This is a genomic window from uncultured Veillonella sp., assembly GCF_934190855.1.
Classification (GTDB): domain Bacteria; phylum Bacillota; class Negativicutes; order Veillonellales; family Veillonellaceae; genus Veillonella.
In genome coordinates, this window is the sequence record NZ_CAKPTN010000014.1 from 1 (window position 1) to 20,713 (window position 20,713).

At 40.6% G+C, this 20,713-nt stretch carries 19 protein-coding genes and 1 pseudogene; 8 read left to right on the forward strand and 12 right to left on the reverse strand.

What is annotated here, in order from left to right; translation table 11 throughout:
* The 3 genes and pseudogenes from Q0F90_RS09190 to Q0F90_RS01775 form a co-directional block, all read right to left on the reverse strand.
* Positions 1-101 (reverse strand): annotated as a pseudogene (locus Q0F90_RS09190) (lactate utilization protein C); the annotation flags it as partial.
* A complete protein-coding gene (locus Q0F90_RS01770) occupies positions 101-1,546 on the reverse strand; it encodes a LutB/LldF family L-lactate oxidation iron-sulfur protein (RefSeq protein ID WP_296002749.1) in 1,446 nt (481 codons plus the stop codon). The pseudogene Q0F90_RS09190 and the gene Q0F90_RS01770, both read right to left, overlap by 1 nt.
* 12 nt (positions 1,547-1,558) lie before the next feature.
* Positions 1,559-2,296, reverse strand: coding sequence for a (Fe-S)-binding protein (locus tag Q0F90_RS01775; RefSeq protein WP_009352456.1), 738 nt, complete (start codon positions 2,294-2,296; stop codon positions 1,559-1,561).
* Positions 2,297-2,821: 525 nt separating this feature from the next.
* Here Q0F90_RS01775 and Q0F90_RS01780 point away from each other — a divergent pair.
* On the forward strand, positions 2,822-4,504 hold the full coding sequence (locus Q0F90_RS01780) for an S-layer homology domain-containing protein (protein ID WP_296002752.1): 1,683 nt from the start codon (positions 2,822-2,824) through the stop codon (positions 4,502-4,504).
* Positions 4,505-4,685: 181 nt separating this feature from the next.
* On the forward strand, positions 4,686-5,951 hold the full coding sequence (locus tag Q0F90_RS01785; protein WP_296002757.1) for an S-layer homology domain-containing protein: 1,266 nt from the start codon (positions 4,686-4,688) through the stop codon (positions 5,949-5,951).
* 197 nt (positions 5,952-6,148) lie between these two features.
* Here Q0F90_RS01785 and Q0F90_RS01790 read toward each other — a convergent pair whose 3' ends face one another.
* Positions 6,149-6,991, reverse strand: a complete 843-nt coding sequence (locus Q0F90_RS01790; protein WP_296002759.1) for a hypothetical protein — start codon at positions 6,989-6,991, stop codon at positions 6,149-6,151.
* 11 nt (positions 6,992-7,002) lie between these two features.
* Positions 7,003-9,084, reverse strand: a complete 2,082-nt coding sequence (locus tag Q0F90_RS01795; RefSeq protein WP_296002763.1) for an OPT family oligopeptide transporter — start codon at positions 9,082-9,084, stop codon at positions 7,003-7,005.
* Between the two features lie 279 nt (positions 9,085-9,363).
* Between Q0F90_RS01795 and Q0F90_RS01800 the strand changes: the two genes are divergently transcribed.
* Positions 9,364-10,719 carry a lyase family protein gene (locus tag Q0F90_RS01800; RefSeq protein WP_296002765.1) on the forward strand — a complete coding sequence of 452 codons (1,356 nt, stop codon included), beginning with the start codon at positions 9,364-9,366 and terminating at the stop codon, positions 10,717-10,719.
* A gap of 104 nt (positions 10,720-10,823) precedes the next feature.
* Here the strand turns inward: Q0F90_RS01800 and Q0F90_RS01805 are convergent, their stop codons facing one another.
* The 4 genes from Q0F90_RS01805 to Q0F90_RS01820 all read right to left on the reverse strand — a co-directional run bounded on the left by Q0F90_RS01805 (position 10,824) and on the right by Q0F90_RS01820 (position 14,815).
* Entirely contained in the window at positions 10,824-11,225 is a 402-nt protein-coding gene (locus Q0F90_RS01805) for a hypothetical protein (RefSeq protein ID WP_296002768.1), read from the reverse strand.
* Positions 11,226-11,939: 714 nt separating this feature from the next.
* Positions 11,940-13,121: a metallophosphoesterase gene (locus Q0F90_RS01810; protein WP_296002770.1), complete on the reverse strand. Its 1,182-nt coding sequence runs from the start codon at positions 13,119-13,121 to the stop codon at positions 11,940-11,942.
* Between the two features lie 16 nt (positions 13,122-13,137).
* Positions 13,138-14,235, reverse strand: coding sequence for an A/G-specific adenine glycosylase (gene mutY, locus Q0F90_RS01815; RefSeq protein ID WP_296002772.1), 1,098 nt, complete (start codon positions 14,233-14,235; stop codon positions 13,138-13,140).
* A gap of 58 nt (positions 14,236-14,293) precedes the next feature.
* The gene (locus Q0F90_RS01820) at positions 14,294-14,815 is read right to left on the reverse strand and encodes an 8-oxo-dGTP diphosphatase (protein WP_296002774.1); all 522 of its coding nucleotides are present in this window, start codon (positions 14,813-14,815) and stop codon (positions 14,294-14,296) included.
* A 117-nt stretch (positions 14,816-14,932) separates the two neighbouring features.
* On the opposite strand from Q0F90_RS01820, the gene Q0F90_RS01825 reads away from it, so the two are divergent.
* The 3 genes from Q0F90_RS01825 to Q0F90_RS01835 all read left to right on the forward strand — a co-directional run bounded on the left by Q0F90_RS01825 (position 14,933) and on the right by Q0F90_RS01835 (position 16,789).
* The gene (locus tag Q0F90_RS01825; RefSeq protein WP_367113387.1) at positions 14,933-15,706 is read left to right on the forward strand and encodes a DUF4931 domain-containing protein; all 774 of its coding nucleotides are present in this window, start codon (positions 14,933-14,935) and stop codon (positions 15,704-15,706) included.
* Between the two features lie 96 nt (positions 15,707-15,802).
* On the forward strand, positions 15,803-16,549 hold the full coding sequence (locus Q0F90_RS01830) for a metallophosphoesterase (RefSeq protein ID WP_296002778.1): 747 nt from the start codon (positions 15,803-15,805) through the stop codon (positions 16,547-16,549).
* Between the two features lie 9 nt (positions 16,550-16,558).
* A complete protein-coding gene (locus Q0F90_RS01835) occupies positions 16,559-16,789 on the forward strand; it encodes a hypothetical protein (protein ID WP_005385164.1) in 231 nt (76 codons plus the stop codon).
* Between the two features lie 105 nt (positions 16,790-16,894).
* On the opposite strand, the gene Q0F90_RS01840 is transcribed toward Q0F90_RS01835, so the two are convergent.
* Together Q0F90_RS01840 and crcB are read right to left on the reverse strand one after the other, a co-directional pair.
* Positions 16,895-17,875, reverse strand: coding sequence for a molybdopterin-binding protein (locus Q0F90_RS01840; RefSeq protein WP_296002779.1), 981 nt, complete (start codon positions 17,873-17,875; stop codon positions 16,895-16,897).
* A gap of 195 nt (positions 17,876-18,070) precedes the next feature.
* Complete coding sequence (gene crcB, locus Q0F90_RS01845) at positions 18,071-18,451, reverse strand: fluoride efflux transporter CrcB (RefSeq protein WP_296002781.1); 381 nt, start codon at positions 18,449-18,451, stop codon at positions 18,071-18,073.
* Between the two features lie 218 nt (positions 18,452-18,669).
* Here crcB and Q0F90_RS01850 point away from each other — a divergent pair, with 218 nt between their 5' ends.
* Positions 18,670-19,065, forward strand: coding sequence for a helix-turn-helix domain-containing protein (locus Q0F90_RS01850; RefSeq protein WP_296002783.1), 396 nt, complete (start codon positions 18,670-18,672; stop codon positions 19,063-19,065).
* Between the two features lie 159 nt (positions 19,066-19,224).
* Here the strand turns inward: Q0F90_RS01850 and Q0F90_RS01855 are convergent, their stop codons facing one another.
* On the reverse strand, positions 19,225-19,932 hold the full coding sequence (locus Q0F90_RS01855) for a GntR family transcriptional regulator (RefSeq protein WP_296002785.1): 708 nt from the start codon (positions 19,930-19,932) through the stop codon (positions 19,225-19,227).
* Positions 19,933-20,142: 210 nt separating this feature from the next.
* Here Q0F90_RS01855 and Q0F90_RS01860 point away from each other — a divergent pair.
* On the forward strand, positions 20,143-20,713 hold a 571-nt coding region (locus Q0F90_RS01860; protein ID WP_296002787.1), incomplete at its 3' end, for a diacylglycerol kinase family protein.

The following is a 20,713-nucleotide window of genomic DNA, read 5'->3' on the forward strand; positions in this document are numbered from 1 at the left end:
CCATGGCTATAATCAAAAGCCGGTACAGATGTAGGCACTTGATCACGGCCTAATGCACGAGATAAACGTGCAACAAATTGATTACGTTTAACTTCATCCATTATTTTTTCTCCTTTTTCTTGTTCTTTTCATGCTCAGCATACAAATCACGGAATTTCTTGAACTTCAATGTACCCATTTCTTTGGATTTAGTCCAGCCATTCATAACTGGAACAGCTTGAGTCCATGTAGGCATATTGCCTTCTTTGTTACTAATCAAGTTCATGCCGATAGCACCAGCTTTTGTACCAAGATCGAACAATGTGGAGTTGCCGAACATCTTAGCAGCTGCAGTGAAGATAGCTTCTTCAGCTTTTGGACGAGTTTTTTCGATGTCAGCCATAATGTGACGGTGTTCCATCAACAACTCATGCAATGGAATAGCTACTGGACAGTTTTCTGTACATGCACCGCACAATGTGGAAGCGTATGGAAGATCGCCTGCTACTTCGTAACCTTTGAACAATGGAGTCAATACAGCACCCATTGGACCTGGATATACGGAGCCATAACCGTGACCAGAAACGTGACGGTATACAGGACAGATATTCATACATGCACCACAACGGATACAACGAAGCATTTCTTGGAATGTACCACCCAAGATACCGGAACGACCGTTGTCGATGATGATGATATGAGTTTCTTCAGGACCGTCAGCTTCACCAGCGCGAGCAGGACCAGTCATCATGGAGAAGTAGTTGGAGATTTTAGCACCTACTGCGGAGCGGTTCAACATTTCCATCATAACGTCAAGAGCTTTGAAGTCAGGAACGATACGCTCAGTACCTAAGAAGATCAATTGAGTCTTAGGAATGGAGCTAGCCATACGACCGTTACCTTCGTTGGAAACGATAGTACAAGTACCGGACTCAGCTACCGCAAAGTTACAACCGTTAACGCCTACGTCAGCTTTCAAGAAGCGCTCACGTACATAACCACGTACGAAGTGTGTCATTTCTGTAGGGTTTTCAGTACCTGTGTAACCTAATTTTTCAGCGAAGATTTCGCGGATTTTGTTACGTTCAAAGTGAAGACCTGGTACTACGATGTGAGATGGTGGGCTTACTGCAGTTTGCAAAATGAATTCAGCCAAGTCAGTTTCGTTTACTTCGATACCAGCTGCTTCTAATACTTCGTTCAAACCAATTTCTTCAGTTAAGATAGTTTTGGATTTTACGATCATTTTAGCTTCGCGTTGACGAAGGATATCTAAAGCGATTTGAGTTGCTTCTTTATCATCGAATGCAAAGTGAACTTTAGAACCAGCTTTTTCTGCGTTTTCAGCAAATTGATTTACATAGTAATCCAAATGATTAAGTACGTGATCGCGAATTTCAGCTGCTTCAGCGCGGAAATCTAACCATTCAGGAACATCCGCAACTACTGTATTACGTTTATCATAAAACACGTCTTGTGCTTTTTTGATAGCTGCAACTTTGAAATCGTCAGCCAAACATTCTTGTATACGTGTTTTATAGGGGCGATTGTCATATATAAGTGCCATGTCGTCTCCTCCTTAACGGCAGTTTAAGATTTCAGCAATATGCATTACTTTGATACGGCGATCGATTTCGCCTTCTTTATGAAGACGATCAAGCATACCAGCGATGTTCATCAAGCACGCTTGGTCAGAACCGGAAATAACGTTAGCACCTGTGCTAGCAATTTCCAATGCCTTTTCGCGTGTCATAACTTCACTAATTTCAGGGTTTTTAACGGAGAAAGTACCGCCGAAACCACAGCAACGGTCTGCACGTGGTAATTCGATCAAGTTGATATCTTTAACATTTTTAAGGAGTTTGAAAGGAGGCTCTTTAATGCCCATCAAACGAGTTACGTGGCAAGATGTGTGGTATGTAACGGAGTCGTTGAAACGAGCGCCTACATCTTCAACACCTAATACGTCAGTAATAAATTGAGTGAACTCGTAAATTTTGCCGCTCAATCGTTCTGCACGTGCCAACCACTCAGGTTGATCTTTCAAGAAATGATGATATTCATCGCGGATTGCAAATGCGCAAGATCCGGACATGCTGACTACATATTCAGCGTTCTCGAAGCATTCGATTGTGTTCTTAATAGCGTCCATAGCCGCTTCATTGTAACCAGAGTTAGTGAACATTTGGCCACAACATACTTGTTTCTTAGGAACTACGAGCTCGCAACCTAATCTTTCAAGTACTTCTACACCAGCCATGCCTACATGTGGGTAGAACATGTCAATCAAACACTGTTGGAAAAGATGAATTTTCATATTATCGTCCTCGTCTTTTCTAGTACTTAACCTAATAAAAAATTTTGATATGTATACGTTATGGCAAGAATGCTAGTGAAAGTTTTTCAATAATTTTCTGCCCGAAACATTACTTATGCTTTCAAATAAATATTCAAAAGCTTTATCGATATAATTATAAATTAATCCTATAGAAAATGTCCAAAGAATTGCTATATTCGTATGTACCCTTTTAAATTTTATACTCTTATGACTTTTTGTAATAACAAACATTGTTTTTTATCACATGTATTAGTTTATTTATCAATTTTTCTTGTAAAAGCTATATAAAACCTAGATTTTGGGAATGTTTATCATTTTGCATTTTTAAAGTTCAAAAAATCCAATTTCTACCGTAATTCATCGTATTTTTACTTAAACAACAGTAGAATTTCTAATTCATGTAAATTTTATCCTTATATATTACATTTTCTTATAGTAGAGTATAAATTTAAAAAGTGTTATAATTTATTTTATATAAGTATAGTTTGAAAGGAGCCTTTTTCAATGAAACTAAATAAATTATCTTTGTCCTTGGCAATCACATTGGCCCTTGGTTCCACATTCGGCATGGCTCACGCTGAAACAACCGCGGCACATACAAAAACAAAAGCAACAACAGTAACAAATACACAAGCTAAAGCAACTCCTGCGAAAGCGACAACTGCTAAAACAACTGCAAAAGCAGATACTAAGGTAGAAACTAAAGCTACAGCTACCAAAGCTGAAACTAAAGCTATGGAAACTAAACCAGCTGCAACGGAAAAAGCTACTGAAGCAAAAGCTGAAGTTAAGCCAGCTGCAAAAACAACAGAAGCTAAAACAACTACTAAAGCTAAAGAAACATTGCCAGCAGGCGTGTACACAGACACAAAAGACAATTGGGCACGCGATGCAATTCAAGCAATGTCTCAAGCTGGTTACCTTTCCGGTTACTCTGACAATACTTTCAAACCTAGCGCTCAAATTACACGTGAACAAGCAGCCGCTATTTACGGTAAAGTGTTGCAACACAACTTAAACGAACAAGAATTAGCTGATATTGTAACTAAAGAAGCGTCCACTTCCTACTCTGACGTAGAAGCAGATCGTTGGTCTAACTCCGCAATTAAATTGGTTAGCGCTGCAGGTGTTATGCAAGGCACCTCAAAAACAGCTTTCACACCTAGCAAAACTATGAACCGTGAAGAGTTTGTTGCCTCCGCTGCTAGCTTAGCCAAAAAATTAAATATTACAACTCCTGTGAAAACAGAAAAAGTAACGTTTAAAGATGAAGATAGCATTTCTTTAGATTATGTGGCAGATATTAACTACATGGCACAACGCGGCATCGTAGCATCTGGCGCAACAGAAAGCTTTAATCCTAAACAACCTGTAACTAGAGCACAAGCGGCTACAATTTTGAACCGCATGCTTAACGGTGCTGGCCTTGCTACACCAAAACATGCTGCACCTGAAGCTAAGGCTGAAACAACTGTAAAAGAAGATACTAAAAAAGTAGAAAAAGCAGTTGAAAAAGATGTATCTAAAGTAAGTAAAGATGCAAAAAAAGAGGTAGCTAAAGTAGATAAAGATGCTAAAAAAGACGCTGCAAAAGCTGATAAAGCGGTAAAAGAAGATGCTAAAAAAGCTGAAAAAGCTGCCAAAGCGGATGCTAAAAAAGTAGAAAAAGACGTAAAAAACAATAAAAACGAAGCAGTAGCACAAAAAACTGAACCTACTCGCACAGTTCGCCCTGTTCGTCGCAGTACTTTAAAAGCACTTGATCAAAAACAACAATCCTCCTTGGAAGACAAAGTATTTGTAGAGTTAAATAAAACTTACAAAACACCAGAAGCTTTTCAAGATTACGGCGTAATGTACTGGCGTGACAACCAATTACACGTTGCGTTGAAAACAGATAGCGATATTTCCACAGTGAAAGCTAACCTTGCTTCCCGTGGTGATTCCACTGTTAACAACTACGTTGTAGTTGAACCATCCCAATACAGCCAAACTGAATACGATGCAATCGATGCGAACTTCCGCAACTACTACAACAAAAACGAAAAAGCTGGCACAATCTTAGCTACATTCCCTGATGTAGAAAACAACCAACTTTACGCTGTAGTATCCACTGCATCTAAAGACACTCAACAAGGAATCTCTAAATTATTCGGTTCCAAAGTAAAAATGACAGTAAAACGCTAATCGGCGTTACACTCAACCAGCCAAGGCAGCGTATACTCGATAGTATTACGCTGCTTTGTTGTATATCACTATGCATGCTCCATTTGACTATATTACGATGAATATAGATTTTTATGCTGGTGAAAGTTTATATTCTACGGCTATCGAGCGTTAGCCTTTACCATGATTAGGAAGGATTTTTATGTACAAGAATACCCCTTACGCATTACGTGCCCTCGTTTTAGGCACATTATTAGCTGCTACAGGCCTTGGTTTTGCCTCTGCCAACACAACAACTACGACTAATGCTCCTACAACTACAAACGCAACACCTGTAGTTGTAAACAAATCTATTGGTACGCCACAAGACATCCAAAAGATTCGCGCCCACATCTTCAGTGATGTACCTAGCGATTTTTGGGCAGCAAACTCCATTAGTACTGTAACAAAAGCAAATCTAATGAAAGGTTACTCTGACGGCACATTCCGACCTAATCAACCTATGACTCGTGAAGAAGTAGCAGCGCTATTCAACAATATCACTGATGATGGTACAGCAGCCTTTTTATCTAGCAAATTTAAAGATATTACATCTGACCGTTGGTCTGCTCTTGCCATCGAGTCCGTAGCTCGTAAAAACATCATCAGCGGTTATGGCGACGAAACATATAAACCAGAAAAATACATGTCTCGCCAAGAATTTGCCGTAGTTGCAGATAACTACCTCCACTACTTAGGCTATACTACAGAGGATCCAACAGCCCTCGATAATATTGCTTACGGAGACCAAAAATTCGTAGCACCTTGGGCTCAAGATGCAGTTCGTGAACTTGCATCCCTTGGATTCACACTCTATACGCCGGGTACATTATTTAACCCTGAAAAATACATAACCCGTGCAGAGGCTGCTGAAATTGCGTACCGCATGACACAAACTGAACAATCTCTTGCGTTCCACAACACATTATTTAAACAACAAGTGGAAAATAAGACGGCTAATATCATTAGCAAAGCTTTAAGCTATAATAATGACTTCACAAAATTCCGTCAGGATGGTGCCCTTTTCTGGGAAGCAGGTCAATTACATGCATCCTTAACAGATCAAAAGAAAGCTGACCTCGTTACTAACGCTATCGCACAGGCTCATGATCCACAGTTGGATAGAGCAGTAGTTGTAGCAAAAGGTAAATTGAACCAAGAACAACTAGAGGATTATCAATCCGATGCTATTTCCCTTTATCAGGAAAAGGAACCACAAGGAAAGATTATCTCCATCGCGCCAAATACTGATACGAGTGCCCTTCTCATTACCGTTGATTCTATTCAAAAACCAACGCTAAAAGCATTTAAAAAGAAATTTGGTGAGAAAGTATTCTTACAACTACCACCAGAACCTCTGACAAATACAAATGGCGCTATTCAATTCCCATTGCCTCCACGCGTAAATTATTACAACGACAAACAATAATACGAGAAACCTTAAAAAGCCGTGTTTACACGGCTTTTTATTATGCCTAAATGCATTGTGCCAAGTTTGACTAACATTGCATAAAAGTCTCCATTGCATAAAAATCTCTGCAAAAAAGAACCGCCCCCAAAGGAGCGGTTCTTTTGACATTAAACAGCTGTTACTATACACACAATCGAATTCACACAGTTCGATTATTATTTTGTTACATCATTTTGGCGGTCACGTAAGTTACCAACTGGTACATATACTGTGCCTGCACTGTGAATTGTATCCACATCTTGTTGCAAGATCATTACAACGGAATAATCATCAGTTGTGTAGAACTCAGTAGGCATTTTGTCGATATTTACATCGCCACCTAATTTGTCTTTCACCTCTTGATTATTATTAATAGCATTCACTAACTCTTTTTTGTTAAGACCACCAAGGTCATACAAGGACAATTGACGACCTGTTGTAGTGTTGAAAGTGAAGCCTTTTACATAGTTCACACCATTTGCATCGCGATCACGCATTGTATATGTGTGAATCAACACGCTGAGAATGCCATTTTTATCTGTTTTAACATCGTAGTACATCACTACATTTGTTTTATCAGCTTCTTTAGCATTTAATTTCTCTACGTCATTTTGTACTTTAGCAACATACTTTTTGATAGTTGTATTGATTGCTTTTTCTACAGTTGGGCTAACGGATTTAACCTCTGGGAATACTAAGTCCAAATGATCTGTAGTGGATTCCACAGGAGATACTCCCACCTCTTTACGGTCCATATAACGGTCCGCATTTGGTGCTACTACCTCAACTACATTGCGGTCAACTTTAGATGCTTCAGAGCGCAATGCACGATTTTGCTCTGGAGTAGCAGTGCTAGAGATACGACGTGTTAAATCGTTGCGACTTACTTTATTCGTATCAGCTTGAGCCGCTTGCACTGTTGCAGTGTCTTTTGTTACAGGAATTGCTTCGCTTGCTGCAAAGGATACTACTGGCAATGCAGCAGCCATCATGATGAGTACAGACTGTTTTAATTTCATTGTTTAACCTCTTATTGTTGTTCTTGTTCAGCTTTCATAGCCAAAGCTTCTTCTTTATTGAATTTGTGTGTTACAACACGACGAACAAGGTAGAGACCAGAGAATGCGAATGCAAGCAATCCTAACCATTGTGCTGTGCTTTCAAAATCAGGACCTACTAATTCAAGTGGAGATTCACCGCCACCAGTTGTAACAGACAATACAATAATAACAGCTATGATTACACCAATCAAGCTTTCACCAACAATCAAACCAGAAGCAAAGAGAACGCCACGGCGGTTAGATTGTTCAACATCGTACTCAGCGAGTTCGCCAGCACGCATTTTAGCACGAGCTACTAGGTAACGGCCTACGAAATAGCTAATGAAAGAACCTAAGATAAGAGGCACTTCCAATGTTGGTGGTAAGTAGATACCCATACCAACTGCCAATGGAGGCAATGTTAAGGAAGCTGTTGTGCCTTTAAGAATCAAGTTAACGATGATTGCTACTACGCCAACACCAACGCCGATCAAGATGTAATCCCATTCCATACTGGAGTTGAAGATACCTTGAGCGATTGTAGTCATCAAAGTTGCTTGAGGAGCGGATAATGCAGCATTAGGATCCATTTCAGCACGTGGTAACGCACCTGTGAAGCCATATGCTTGGTAAAGCAAGTTAAGAACTGGAGCAATTGCAACTGCACCGGCTACGGAACCAAGTAACAACGCAATTTGTTGACGCCAAGGTGTTGCACCAACGAGTTGACCAGTTTTCAAGTCTTGCAAGTTATCATTAGAAATAGATGCAATTGCGATAACTACGGATGTCATGAAGATAGCCATAGCTGTAGCGAATTGAACACCTGCTTGTGTAGCAAACAAGTTATTTTCAGAAGCGATGAAGTACACCACTAAGGAAGAAATAATAGTCGCCAAAATACCGATACCAGAAATTGGAGATGCAGATGTACCGATAAGGCCTGCCATGTAACCACAAGCTGCAGCTACGAAGAAGCCGATTAATAAAGCTACTAAGATGCCTACTACAACAAGAGTCCACATCAAACCAACACTAATAGGTACTGCAGAAACGAATTCCCAGAATGTGAATACTAAACCAATAAGAATAACTGCGAACACGCCTAAAACAGATTTTGTGCTCATATCTGTATCCATGCGGTGCAATTCGCGTTCAGAGGAACTGCTATTCATGGATTGTACAGAAATTTTCATACCTTCGATAATAGGTTTGATCAAAGTAATCAAAGTCCAAATCGCTGCGATACCGATAGCACCAGCACCGATGAAACGAACTTTAGATTTCCAGATGCCCATTGCGAACTTAGCAGTAGCGCCACCATCTGGAGCAAACATGTTAGTGAAGTAAGGTACGAAGCCAGCCCACGCGATGAGTACACCAACGAGGATAGCGATACCAGACGCGATACCGATAAGGTAACCAGCACCTAACAACGCTGTAGAAAAGCCCAATGGAATTTGAGTAATACCTTTGCTACCTACAGGAAGCCAGAAGCTCATGCTATCGCCAAGCACTTTAAAGCCATTTGCACAAAGGCTGATAAGACCAGCTACAAAACCACCGGATAAGATGTCGCCCATACCAGAGCTAGATTGAGGGCCTTGATCACCATTGTGAGAGCCCACTTTCAAAATTTCTGCTGCTGCACGGCCTTCTGGATATGGTAGATCACTATTTACTACCATGGCACGACGCAATGGAATAGTGAATAAGACACCTAGAGAACCACCGCATGCGCAGAGCAAGAATGTTTGCCAGAACGGGAAGCCGTTCCAATACCCAAGCATGAGTAGGCCTGGCAAGATAAAGATAATTGCGGACAAAGTACCGGCTGCTGAAGCCTGTGTTTGTACCATGTTGTTTTCAAGAACGTTAGAATCCTTGAAGAAACGTAAAATTGCCATTGAAATAATGGCTGCCGGAATGGATGACGAGAATGTCAAACCAACCTTCAAACCGAGGTATACGTTAGATGCTGTAAAAATTACAGTAATCAATGCACCAAGTAGCATCCCACGTATTGTCAGTTCCGGCAGATGAAGGTCATGGCTCATAAAGTCATGTTTCATAAGTACTTACCTCCTCTGTGAAACTAGAGCTTAAAACAATATAATAAGCTACTTCCATTTTAACGTGTTAAAGCGATGATTTCAATATATATGCGATATTTATAATGTATACATGTAAATAGATATAATTTATGCCCCTTATATGCATAAATCGCATATATAACTCCTTTCTATATGAAAATAGAAATCATTCTCTTTTATTCTGTACAAATATACAGGATTCTATATAATTAAATTACCGACATTAAGGTCGGCATGGCTTTTAAGGAGGTTGTAATTATGGAAACAAGAATTGAATATGATTCAATGGGACCAGTCGAAGTCGACGCTAGACGAATTTACGGACCTCAAACTCAACGCTCGTTCAATAACTTTAAGATTGGTGACCACCGCATCCCTATCGAACAAATCAAAGCGCTTGCGCTTGTCAAAAAAGCATGTGCTTTAACCAATGCAAAATGTGGTGCAGTAACTGAGGAAAAAGCGAAACTCATCGCTCAAGTAGTAGATGAGATCGTGGACGGTAAATGGGATGATGAATTCCCATTGACAGTATTCCAAACAGGTTCTGGCACACAAACTAACATGAATGTGAACGAGGTAATCGCTCACCGGGCTAAACAGTTAGATGAAAGCAACCCGCTTCATCCTAACGACGATGTAAACCGCGGCCAAAGTACAAACGATACATTCCCTACGGCAATGCATATCTGCGCGTACTTTGAAATTACAAAACGCGTAATTCCTGCATTGGACGGCCTTATCCAATCCTTTGAAAGATTGCAAGAAAAAGGAAAAGGCTTGCAAAAAGTTGGTCGTACACATCTACAAGATGCAACTTTCATCATGGTGGACCAAGAAATTAGCGCCTTTGTGGACGGCTTAAAAACTGCCAAAACGATGCTCATTCAAAACGCTGACCACCTGCTCGACGTAGCCCTCGGCGGCACTGCCGTTGGTACTGGTGTAAACACGCCTAAAGGCTATCTAGACGTTATGGAAACTGTATTGCCAGAGGTAACAGGTGCTCCATTCCGCGTTAAGAACAACAAATTCCAAGGGCTCGCTCTTAAAGATGCTTTCATGATGGCTCATGGTGCACTCAATACGTTGGCGACTACCCTATTCAAAATCGCTAATGACGTGCGTTTCTTAGGCTCTGGCCCTCGCTGTGGCTACGGCGAATGGCATCTTCCTGAAAACGAGCCGGGCTCCTCCATCATGCCAGGCAAGGTAAATCCTACCCAATGCGAAGCTTTGACCATGGTATGCGCCCAAGTATTCGGTCACAATACGACTATGACACTCTGTGCAGGCAGCGGTGCGTTCCAATTGAACGTGTACATGCCTATCATGATCTATGACTTTGTTGAAAGCTGTCGCCTCCTCGCAGACGCTATGAACTCTTTCACAACACACTGTATTGACGGTGTCGAATTTGTACCTGAAAAACTCAACTTCTTTGTAGAACAATCCCTCATGATCGCTACATCCTTAACACCATACATCGGCTACGATAAGAGTGCTAAGGTTGTAAAAGAAGCGTACAAACGCGGTTGTTCTATCAAGGAAATCATCTTGGAAGAAAAACTTATGACTGAAGACGAATTTGCCGAAGCAGTTCGCATGAAATAAAATCTCTCTCATCTCTATGACATATATGTAACATCCTCTCATACCTCAAATGAACGGAAAGAACCCCCGATACGTTTTCGTATCGGGGGTTTCTATCTTTAATCTTATATTAGCTTATTAACTTTCAACAAAATTAGAGCAGACATTATGTAAGCAAAAACAAAAAGAACTACATACATCTGTTTTTTTCTAGCCCATTCATAATAGCGACTACGTGGCGGCTGTTTTAATAATACAGCTAACACAAAAACAGGCTGTAAGAACCACACCAACACAACTGGTACAGCTATGTAATCTAAGAAATAAAACATGCTAAACAGCATAAACGGATATGTAATAATTGCCGACCAGGAAAGAACTTTCATAAATCCATAATCAGAATTAGCAATTAAAGATACTAATAATGGTGAAAGCTTTTTCCTTAATAAGATTTTATAAATAAGCCAATATAAAGCAATCCAAGAAAAAACGATAGCTTCTAAAACTAATGGTAAATGAATATGCACAAATGCTAACTCCTTTTACGACTTAAATAGTTATAAATATAGTTCCATACCACATAGAACAAAAGTATTATGATATATGCAATTACAAAGAAATAAAAATCTACTTCATCTTCAATCAACTCTGGATTTGTGACAAGACTATATGGAATGCTTATAAGTAGAAAAAGTACTAAGCCTCGCACAAAATAATTATATATTTTTAGAAACATATACTTACTCCCATATAAAAACTATATTTTCACAACACAACAAAATTTTAACTCTAATATATCACAATTATTATATAAGTTCATATAATAAAAAGAGGTATTGTATTTTCATATACAATACCTCTTTTAGTTTGTACCCTATGTTTTTTCTAATGTTTCATAAGGTTATAGTCATTAATAGGATCAAAGATACGATAAAAATTAGCTGTTTCGTACTTAATAGTTCATAGGTCTCATTAAATGTATCATTTTCGAATGCTTGTATTATCAGTTCTTCTTGTTTACTGAGTTCTAGGTATACATCTAAATGGCATCCAATGGCCACGAGTATTGCTATTTTAAGATATCCTTTATATATATCCGCTGTCACGGCGTGAATTAGAGAGATATCAAATAGCATAAGCACAACAATACATATAAAGATTTTATGGATAAAGGATATATTATACATGATTGTATCCCTTTAGTGAGCTTACCTTTTATTCTAAAGAGCTCACCTTTACTTCTAAGCTACTCCGTCAAAGAATGTAATGACTGTAATTTCTCGTGGGCAGTTAATACGGATTGGGAACCAGTGGCCTGTACCATTATTGACATAGCACACGCTTTGTTCTTCAACGTAGCGACCTTTTGTATATGGAGTGCCCGTTGGCACTACAGGAACGCCCATAAATACGATTTGACCACCGTGGGTATGACCAGAAAGGGTCAACGGGATCTTGTGTTCAATAGCTTCTTCAAAGAATTCAGGATGGTGAGCTAACAGGATAACAAAGGCATAGTCTGGAATACCGGATAAAGCTTTAGCGATCATAGCTTCACGGCTATCTTTTTGACGGCTGTTATCGTAGGTAACGCCTGCGAGATATACAGGTTGTTTGCCACCCATAATTTGAATATTACTATTCAAGAGGATATTCATTGGTGTATTTCGCTTGAAAGAATCAATCACTTTATTTACATCGTGATGGTACTCGTGATTGCCTAAGATAAAATCTACACCATCAGGGATTTGTTTTGCAAAGGTTGTCAGTCTTTCACAGACCTCAGGCAACCATGCTAGTTTATCGATGAGATCCCCTGTGATAACGACGCGATTAGGCTTTTGTAAAAGCGCCAATTTTAGGATTTCATCAAAGTCGTCTAAGTCGATGCTAGCCCCTACGTGAACGTCACTAAGTTGAACGATTTTATAGTCTTTTAGCCCTGGAGGCAAGTTCGTATAACCAAATTTTTCATTCGTAACTACTATCTCCTGTTGACCAGCAAAGGCCGCATAACTAGAGCCACCGATTGTGGCCAACGGCACTACTGTTGCAGCAGTTCTAAAGAAGGCACGGCGGCCCGTTCTATTTTCTTCTGGCGTTTTACTCCAAATCTTATTAACCGCCCAGTATAACAAGCTGAGGACGATAAAGACAGGAATAGCCAAGAATAAGCCAAAGAGAAAACCGTAGCTTTCAGTACGGAACAGATTCATCAGCGGATAGTATAACGTGCCGTATAGATCTACTTGATGTAACAAGTAGTATCGGATTGCGGCGAACCACGCGCCGATTAAGATGATATAGCCTACCCAAGCAGGCCATTTCTTTTGGGGCTTCCACAAATTGAGGAACAGCGCCCAAAAGCCTACCAACCCTAATACTAGGATGGTGCCAAAAATTATATTAAATAGCATTCTCATTCATTGCTCCTACAAATTACTTTGCTAGCTCCGTCAATTTACCATGAGGACCTGCCCAAGCATAGTCGGCGAACTCATCGCGCTTGATGAGCATCCAGTCCTTCGGCAATTGCTTTTGGATAGCTCCAATCGTTATATTGTTAGCATCTCCTACGTACGTTAAATCGCCACGGAATGCTTTCATAAACCATTTCCGATGAGAGAAAATATGTGTTATCTCTTTTACTAATACTGGTTGCAAGGATAGTTCAAAACCTAGGTCCTTAACTAATGATTCAAGGCCTTGTTCTCCGACCTCAAAAGTAGATACCATTTCCACAGAAGGGAATTCCCACATGGATCGTAACAGTCCACGGTTAGGGCGTTTGTGCAATAGATAATGGCCTTCGTATTGCAAGATGCCTACGAATAGAGGCACCTCTACTACTTTGGTTTTCTTAATGCGCACAGGTAGCTTGTCAGTATCCTTATGTTGGTATGCTTCGCACATATTTACAATAGGACATTCTCCACAGCGTGGAGTTTTGGGAATGCACACAGCAGAGCCAAAGTCCATCAAAGCTTGGTTAAAGTCACCAGGTCGATCGTGAGGCAATGTTTCCTCTACGATAGCAGTTATGGCCTTCTTACCTTTAGTACTCAAAATATCATCAAAGATGCGATACAAACGAGCATAAATGCGCAGTACATTGCCGTCTACCGCCACCTCTGGTTCGTTATACGCCATAGATAGCACAGCCCCAGCCGTATATGAGCCTACGCCCTTTAAGGACTCCATAGTCTTGCGGTCATGAGGCACAACGCCGCCGTAGTTTTCTACGACATCCTTTACGCCAAGGCGCAAGTTACGAGCACGGCTGTAATAGCCAAGCCCTTGCCAAGCGTGAACGACCTCATCCTCTGAAGCCTTTGCTAGGTCCTCTAAGGTTGGGAATAGTCGCATCCAGTTGTCATAATAAGGCTTCATCGCCTCAATGCGCGTCTGTTGGCTCATCACCTCAGAAACCCAAACCTTATAAGGATCTCCACAATCACGCCACGGTAAATCACGCTTATTCACGTCATACCACGCTAATAGCTGTGGCACCCACTTGGGGCTCTTTTTATCAGTCATATTACCTCAATATATTATAAATTTATTTACATTAGCTAATATATTCAATATCAATAGATTAACCATTAATATATAGATCAATGCGCGCCAAGTGTTCGCTTTCAAGAACGGTATCGACGGTGGTTAAATCCATTTTATCTACAGAGCTATTGTCTCGGCCAAATACGATAGACCCTTTTAATTTCTTACCTTCTAGCAGCATCGGCAACCATTGGCGGTCTCCATCCCACATGTACTCGTAGGGAATTTGATCTGGTTCTAGCCAATGAGGCTCCATTTCGTCCGTTTCCTCTACATGGCCTGTGAAAGTACGCAATAAATACACATAACCTACATGCGTTAAGCTTTCATCAAAAGGAAATTGAAAATCGAAAGCCGCCACGCATTCTAAATCTTCGGGACGACCTTGAAGGCCAGATTCCTCAAATAGTTCCCGAATAGCACAGTGGCGGAAGCTTTCACCATCGTCTAATTTACCACCAAAGCCATTATATTTATCAGCCCCAAAACCGCGTTTTTTACGACCTAGTAATATACGATTTTGTTCATCAATGGGAAATACGAGCGTCGTCGGTTTCATAGGGCCTCCTTAATCGTTAAAATAACACTATATTATTATACCATTATTTCGTGTACGAATGCGTTAGTTGTGGTATCATTAAGAGGATAGATTTTCGTGCATGGAAGGAGGCACATGATGAACAAACCACTTAGATTTAATATTGAATTAGGGCGCACAAAGCCCGTCAATATTCGCAATGAACAAGTGCGTTGCCCCTTCTGTGACCGTTCAAAGTTAACGGATATCCTAGATACTTCGGGCCATATTATTTGGCTCATGAACAAATACCCTGTATTAGAAAAAACTTGGCCTACAGTTATCATCGAAACGGAAACCGACGAAGGCGAGTTTTCCACCTTACCTGCTGACGAAGCGGCCCACATTCTCCAATTTGGCCTAGATAAGTGGCGTGAAACTCGTCAACGTAAGGAGTTCAAATCCGTATTATTCTTTAAAAACCACGGCTATATGTCTGGCGGCTCCATTCGCCATCCGCACAGCCAAATTATCGGCCTAGAAAACTACGATTACCACAAGGATATTACGGTGCAAAATATGGAAGGCTGGCTCTTACATGAGGATCAGCATGTACGCATTACCTTATCTACCCATCCAATCATCGGGTTCTTTGAGTACAACATTCGCTTCAAACCAGATGCGCCAGTTCGTCCTGTAGCCATTCGCTTACAACAAGTTTTGCGCTATGTATTGCACACCCTTTCTAACCTTAGCCAATCCTACAATTATTTCTTCTACAATCTCGAGGACGGCTACGACTATATCAAGGTAGTGGCTCGCTATGTAACGACGCCGCTCTACGTGGGCTACAAGATTCCGCAAACCTGCGACGAGGAGCGGGCCGCGAAGATCATGCGCGATATTGCGCCTTATTTACAGGCTACTAAATAGTTATAAGCTACTACCATATTGTGAACATATATAATATTAATCGCATATAATTTTGAACATCTATGATTTTGACCATAGATAATTGAAAGGATTTTTATGAAAGTATTTGCCATCGGCGATCTCCATCTATCTGGCAATCCTCCGACGAAGCCGATGGATATTTTTGGTCCCCACTGGGATAATCATTGGGCCCGCATCAAAGAGCATTGGTCCAATAATGTAACAGATGATGACATCGTCTTTCTCGTAGGTGATATGAGCTGGGCGCTCCGCCTCGACGAAGCGTTTTGCGATTTACAAGAAATCGCATCCATGCCCGGTAAAAAATATATGATTCGCGGTAACCACGACTATTGGTGGGCATCAGCAAACAAGATGCGCAACCTCATGGGCGATGCTATTACCTTTTTACAAGGTCATGGTACAGCAGAGCTCATTCACACAGAAGAAGGGCCTCGCATCATCGCTTTTGGTGGAACCCGCGCCTACCTCTGCCCTGGTGATTCCCATTTCTCACCAGAAACAGACCAATCTATTTACGAAAGAGAATTGATGCGCACCGAAGCAGCATTACAAGAAATGGATAATGCTGTGGAAACACTAATAGATATACATAACACACCAGTAACAAAACTGTTATTGTTACACTACCCTCCATTTAACGAGTCCAATGCCCCTTCTGGCTTTACAGACCTTATGGAGCAATACAACGTAGATACTTGTATCTTTGGTCATTTACACGATCAAATTTCCTTTAAGCGCATTCCTAAGGAATTTGGCACTACCAAACTAGAGCTAGTATCTGCAGACTATTTAGACTTTACACTAAAACAAATCATGTAAGGAGAGACTATGAGTCGCATTCATAAAGAGCATTTACAAGCGGGCTACATCTTTGGTGATACTATCAACCAAGAATATATTTACTTGCCCTCTGGTGAGGTAGGCACCGACCATCCTTTGGCGGTCCTGGAAACGCCGACAAAGCGTGAGGATATCACCTTGGACGAAGCAGTCCACATGATTGACACCCTTACGCTAAAACGCTGTAGCCACCCTACACTAGGGAAAAAATCATTTTAATAACGCCACAAATGAAAAAGCACATTAATAGTAAAAAGCGGATAGATATCAATCTATCCGCTTTTTTATATAGACTTATACAGTTTTTAGATACACTATAAAGGATTATCCTAAGAAACCACCGTGTCCCATGCGAATGCAGTCTTCTTTAGTGATTTCATCATCTGCAACGAGGCGTGGAACGATTTCGTCAAAGGCCGTTGGTTTGCTGAACAATACGCCACCTGGAACGCCTAAGATTGGCGTACCATCTGCGCAGTATGCAATACAAACCATGGATCCTGGCAATACAGGCAAACCATAAGTTACTACGCGATCTGCATAGCGTTTAATGGCGCCCGGTGTTAAATCGTCAGGATCAACACTCATGCCGCCTGTACAGAAAATAATGTCGGCGCCAGCTGCTTTTACCTTGTCGATAGCCGCCACGATATCGTCTGTATTGTCCGTTACGATTTCATGCGCTATTTTTGTGACGCCGAATTCAGCGCAACGCTCTTCAATGATTGGGGTGAAAGCATCTTTAATGCGGCCTTCAAATACTTCGGAGCCTGTAGTAACAATGCCCATTGTTTTGCGTACGAATAGTTTTACATTGAGTAAAGGCTTGCCATTCGCAATTTTCTTCGCATCCTCTACTTGTTGTTCCTCTAGTAATAAAGGAATACAACGCATACCTGCTAATTTATCGCCTGCTTTCACAGGTGTATTATTAAATCTCGTTACGATAGTAAGCTCACCAATGCCATTGATAGCATGTAAGCGTTCTACATCGACCTTAAATAAGCCATCTACGTCTGCAATAGCTTCAATTTTACCTTGTGCCATTGGACCTTCGTGCATGTTTTCACCGCCCGCCATACGATACAAAGCGCGAGCTACATCCTCTTCGTGCAAGAAGCCTTCATCTTCAGGCTCCATAACAAAGATATGCTCTTTACCAAGGTCTAATAGTTTAGGAATATCCTCTTCTGTGATGACATGACCACGGCGGAACGGAGTGTCTTTCACCTCGCCGATAACGATGCGAACTAAATCGTGTAATAATACATGCCCTACGGCATCTTGTGTTCTAATGGATTTCATAATATCTCCCAAGCTATATAAATATATCCGTTATTCTTAACATCCAAATAATAAAACTATGTATTTAACAATATACTCCGAACTAAATTGCTAGTTACTCATAAACAGTTTTACTCATTTATCATATACAAACAACTGAGTTTGAGCTGTAATGCAAATCACCCTACTATCATAGGGTACAATCTATTCTTACCATTAGATAGCACAGAGTATACGTGCCACCAATACACCTATCCAACAAAGGATTAATCCACCTACGACTTGTACCGCACCATACCACAATGCTTGTACATAGGACTCAGCCATCATGAGCTGCAACATTTCAAAGGCAAAGGTAGAAAAGGTGGTAAAAGCTCCGAGACCACCTACAACGAGGAAAAATCTAGCCCATTGCGGGAGATCTGGCTTTTGCATGTACAGGCCTAAAACGAGGCCGATGATGAGGCAACCAATGAGATTCACTACTACCGTACCATACGGAAAGGAACTGACCTTTGTCATCACCCATTCGCCAAGAGCCATACGGCATAAGGCCCCTACAGCTCCACCGAGGGCAACGGCTATATATTTTTCCATAGGACCTCCTCTATTTACGACATCATACTAGATCTTTTGGTCACAGCACCAAAGGATATAAGTAGCAAGACTTTCACATCTCGTGTAATTCTTGTACTACTTTCACAATTCGTGTAATTATCTGTAATAACCGATAATTATCTAGTTTTCTATATTAGGCAATCGCCAACAGTCTCAGTATACTATATTTAGAGAGTCGGGAAAAGGAAGGAGTCCCTATGAACCCCTCGACAGCACCATTGACCGAATTGCGGATTAATACGTACGAAGATCCATTGTTACAACATCAATACGTATGTTTAGGCCATAAAATCGCCAATATCCGCGTATCTCTAAATATGTCCCAACATCAGTTAGCCCGCCATGTCGGCATCAGCCGCAGTTATTTAAGCAAACTAGAGTGTGGAACGGGTATTTCTGGCATGTCCTTAGAAATTTTATTTAAAATCGCCCAAGCCTTTCAAATCGACGTAGGGCAACTAGTACGGCTACGCATCGTTGACTATAAGAGCTGCAATGCACACCTAACATCACATTATAAACGGCTTGAGTTTCTAAACCATACTAAGAACCAAACCGTTAATAACTCATGCAAGAAAAGTCAGATTAATTAATTAGTTAGTTAGCTTAGATTAACTAGCTCAACTAGATTAACTAGATAAGCTAGATTAACTAGTTTAACAAGTTTAACTGATTTAACTGGTTTATCAGTCAAAAAAACTCCGCCATGAGCGGAGCCTTTTATGTCATTATGCCTATGGGCACGTTAGACATTATACTTCATTAAGTTTTTTGTGTTGCACTTCAGCATTTGCTTTTTTGAAGATAAATGCATTGTTGATGTGCTGACGCATAGCTGTTTCTGCGGCTACTTCGTCGTGACGTTCGATAGCGTCTACGATTTGATCATGTTCATCATCACAATCATGTGTACGCACTGCATTGAAGGAGCTGATGTACATGTCTCGATTCACGCGTTCACGGAAGCTTGCCAGGTAGTCTACAATGCGTTCATTACCAGAGTAATGAGCGATCATTGTGTGGAAACGGCTGTTAATTTCAACTCGTTCTGTAGCATCTTCAATTTCATGCATTTCTTTACAAATGTCACGTAATTCTTTAATTTGCTCATCTGTAGCATGAAGTGCACATAGTCTTGCGCCAAGACCTTCCATTACTTCGCGTACTTGATATAATGCAACGATTTCCTCTGGAGTATCAGCTTTTACAGTAACACCTTTCCAAGGAACGATCACTACGAGATTATCTTTAGCCAATTTACGGAATGCTTCACGTACAGGTGTGGCACTCACTTGTAATTGTTCTGCAATTTTTACTTCGTTTAGCTTTTCTTGAGGCATCAATTCGCCTGTCAAAATCGCTGTTTTTAATGTTAAATATACTTGTTCGCTCAGTGGCAATCTTTCAATAGAGTCCACTGCGGACAAATTATATCTATCTTTAGAATCTTGTCTTCCCATTACTATCCCCTAAAACTAAATAATTGTCCAGTCTTTCACACTTTCAAAGAATGGTTAAAATGAGTATAATATATTATACGACATATTTTATATAGAATATGTCACATCTAATTTAGTGCATACAATATAATTATAAAACTCATATCTAAAACTGTCAATTTAACGATAGATAATAGCTATATCTCATTTTTGAAAGTAAGGAAGTACACTATGAGCCGTTGTTTGGTTATTATCAACCCTGTATCAGGGGGCGGTGCGGCGCGCCGATATGACCTCGAATTACAATGGAAATTGAGCACCTTATTCGAAACAATTGAGGTCAAATTCACTACCGGTGAAGGCGATGCTACACGTTTTGCTAAAGATGCTTGCGAACGCGGATTCGATGCAGTATTTTGCATGGGCGGTGACGGTACTGTTAATGAAACTGTTAATGGCATTGCTCAAGGGGGATTTAAATCTACTTTTGGCTTTATCCCTGTTGGTACTGTTAACGATATGTCACGTGCTCTGGGGATTCACCAAAATCCTGCACAAGCAATCAAACGTATCGACATCAACGAAACGAGAACAATTGATATTGGACGCTGCAATGACAAATATTTCTGCAACAATATCGCAGCTGGTGTTATCCCTAAAGTAGTAGAAGAGGTGACACCGAAAGAAAAAAGCATACTTGGTCCTCTCGCCTACTTTTTGCGTGCAGGGCAAGCACTATTTACTACGAAGGACTATACGTACCGCATCAAAACAGAGGACGATGATTTTATCTGTAAATCCC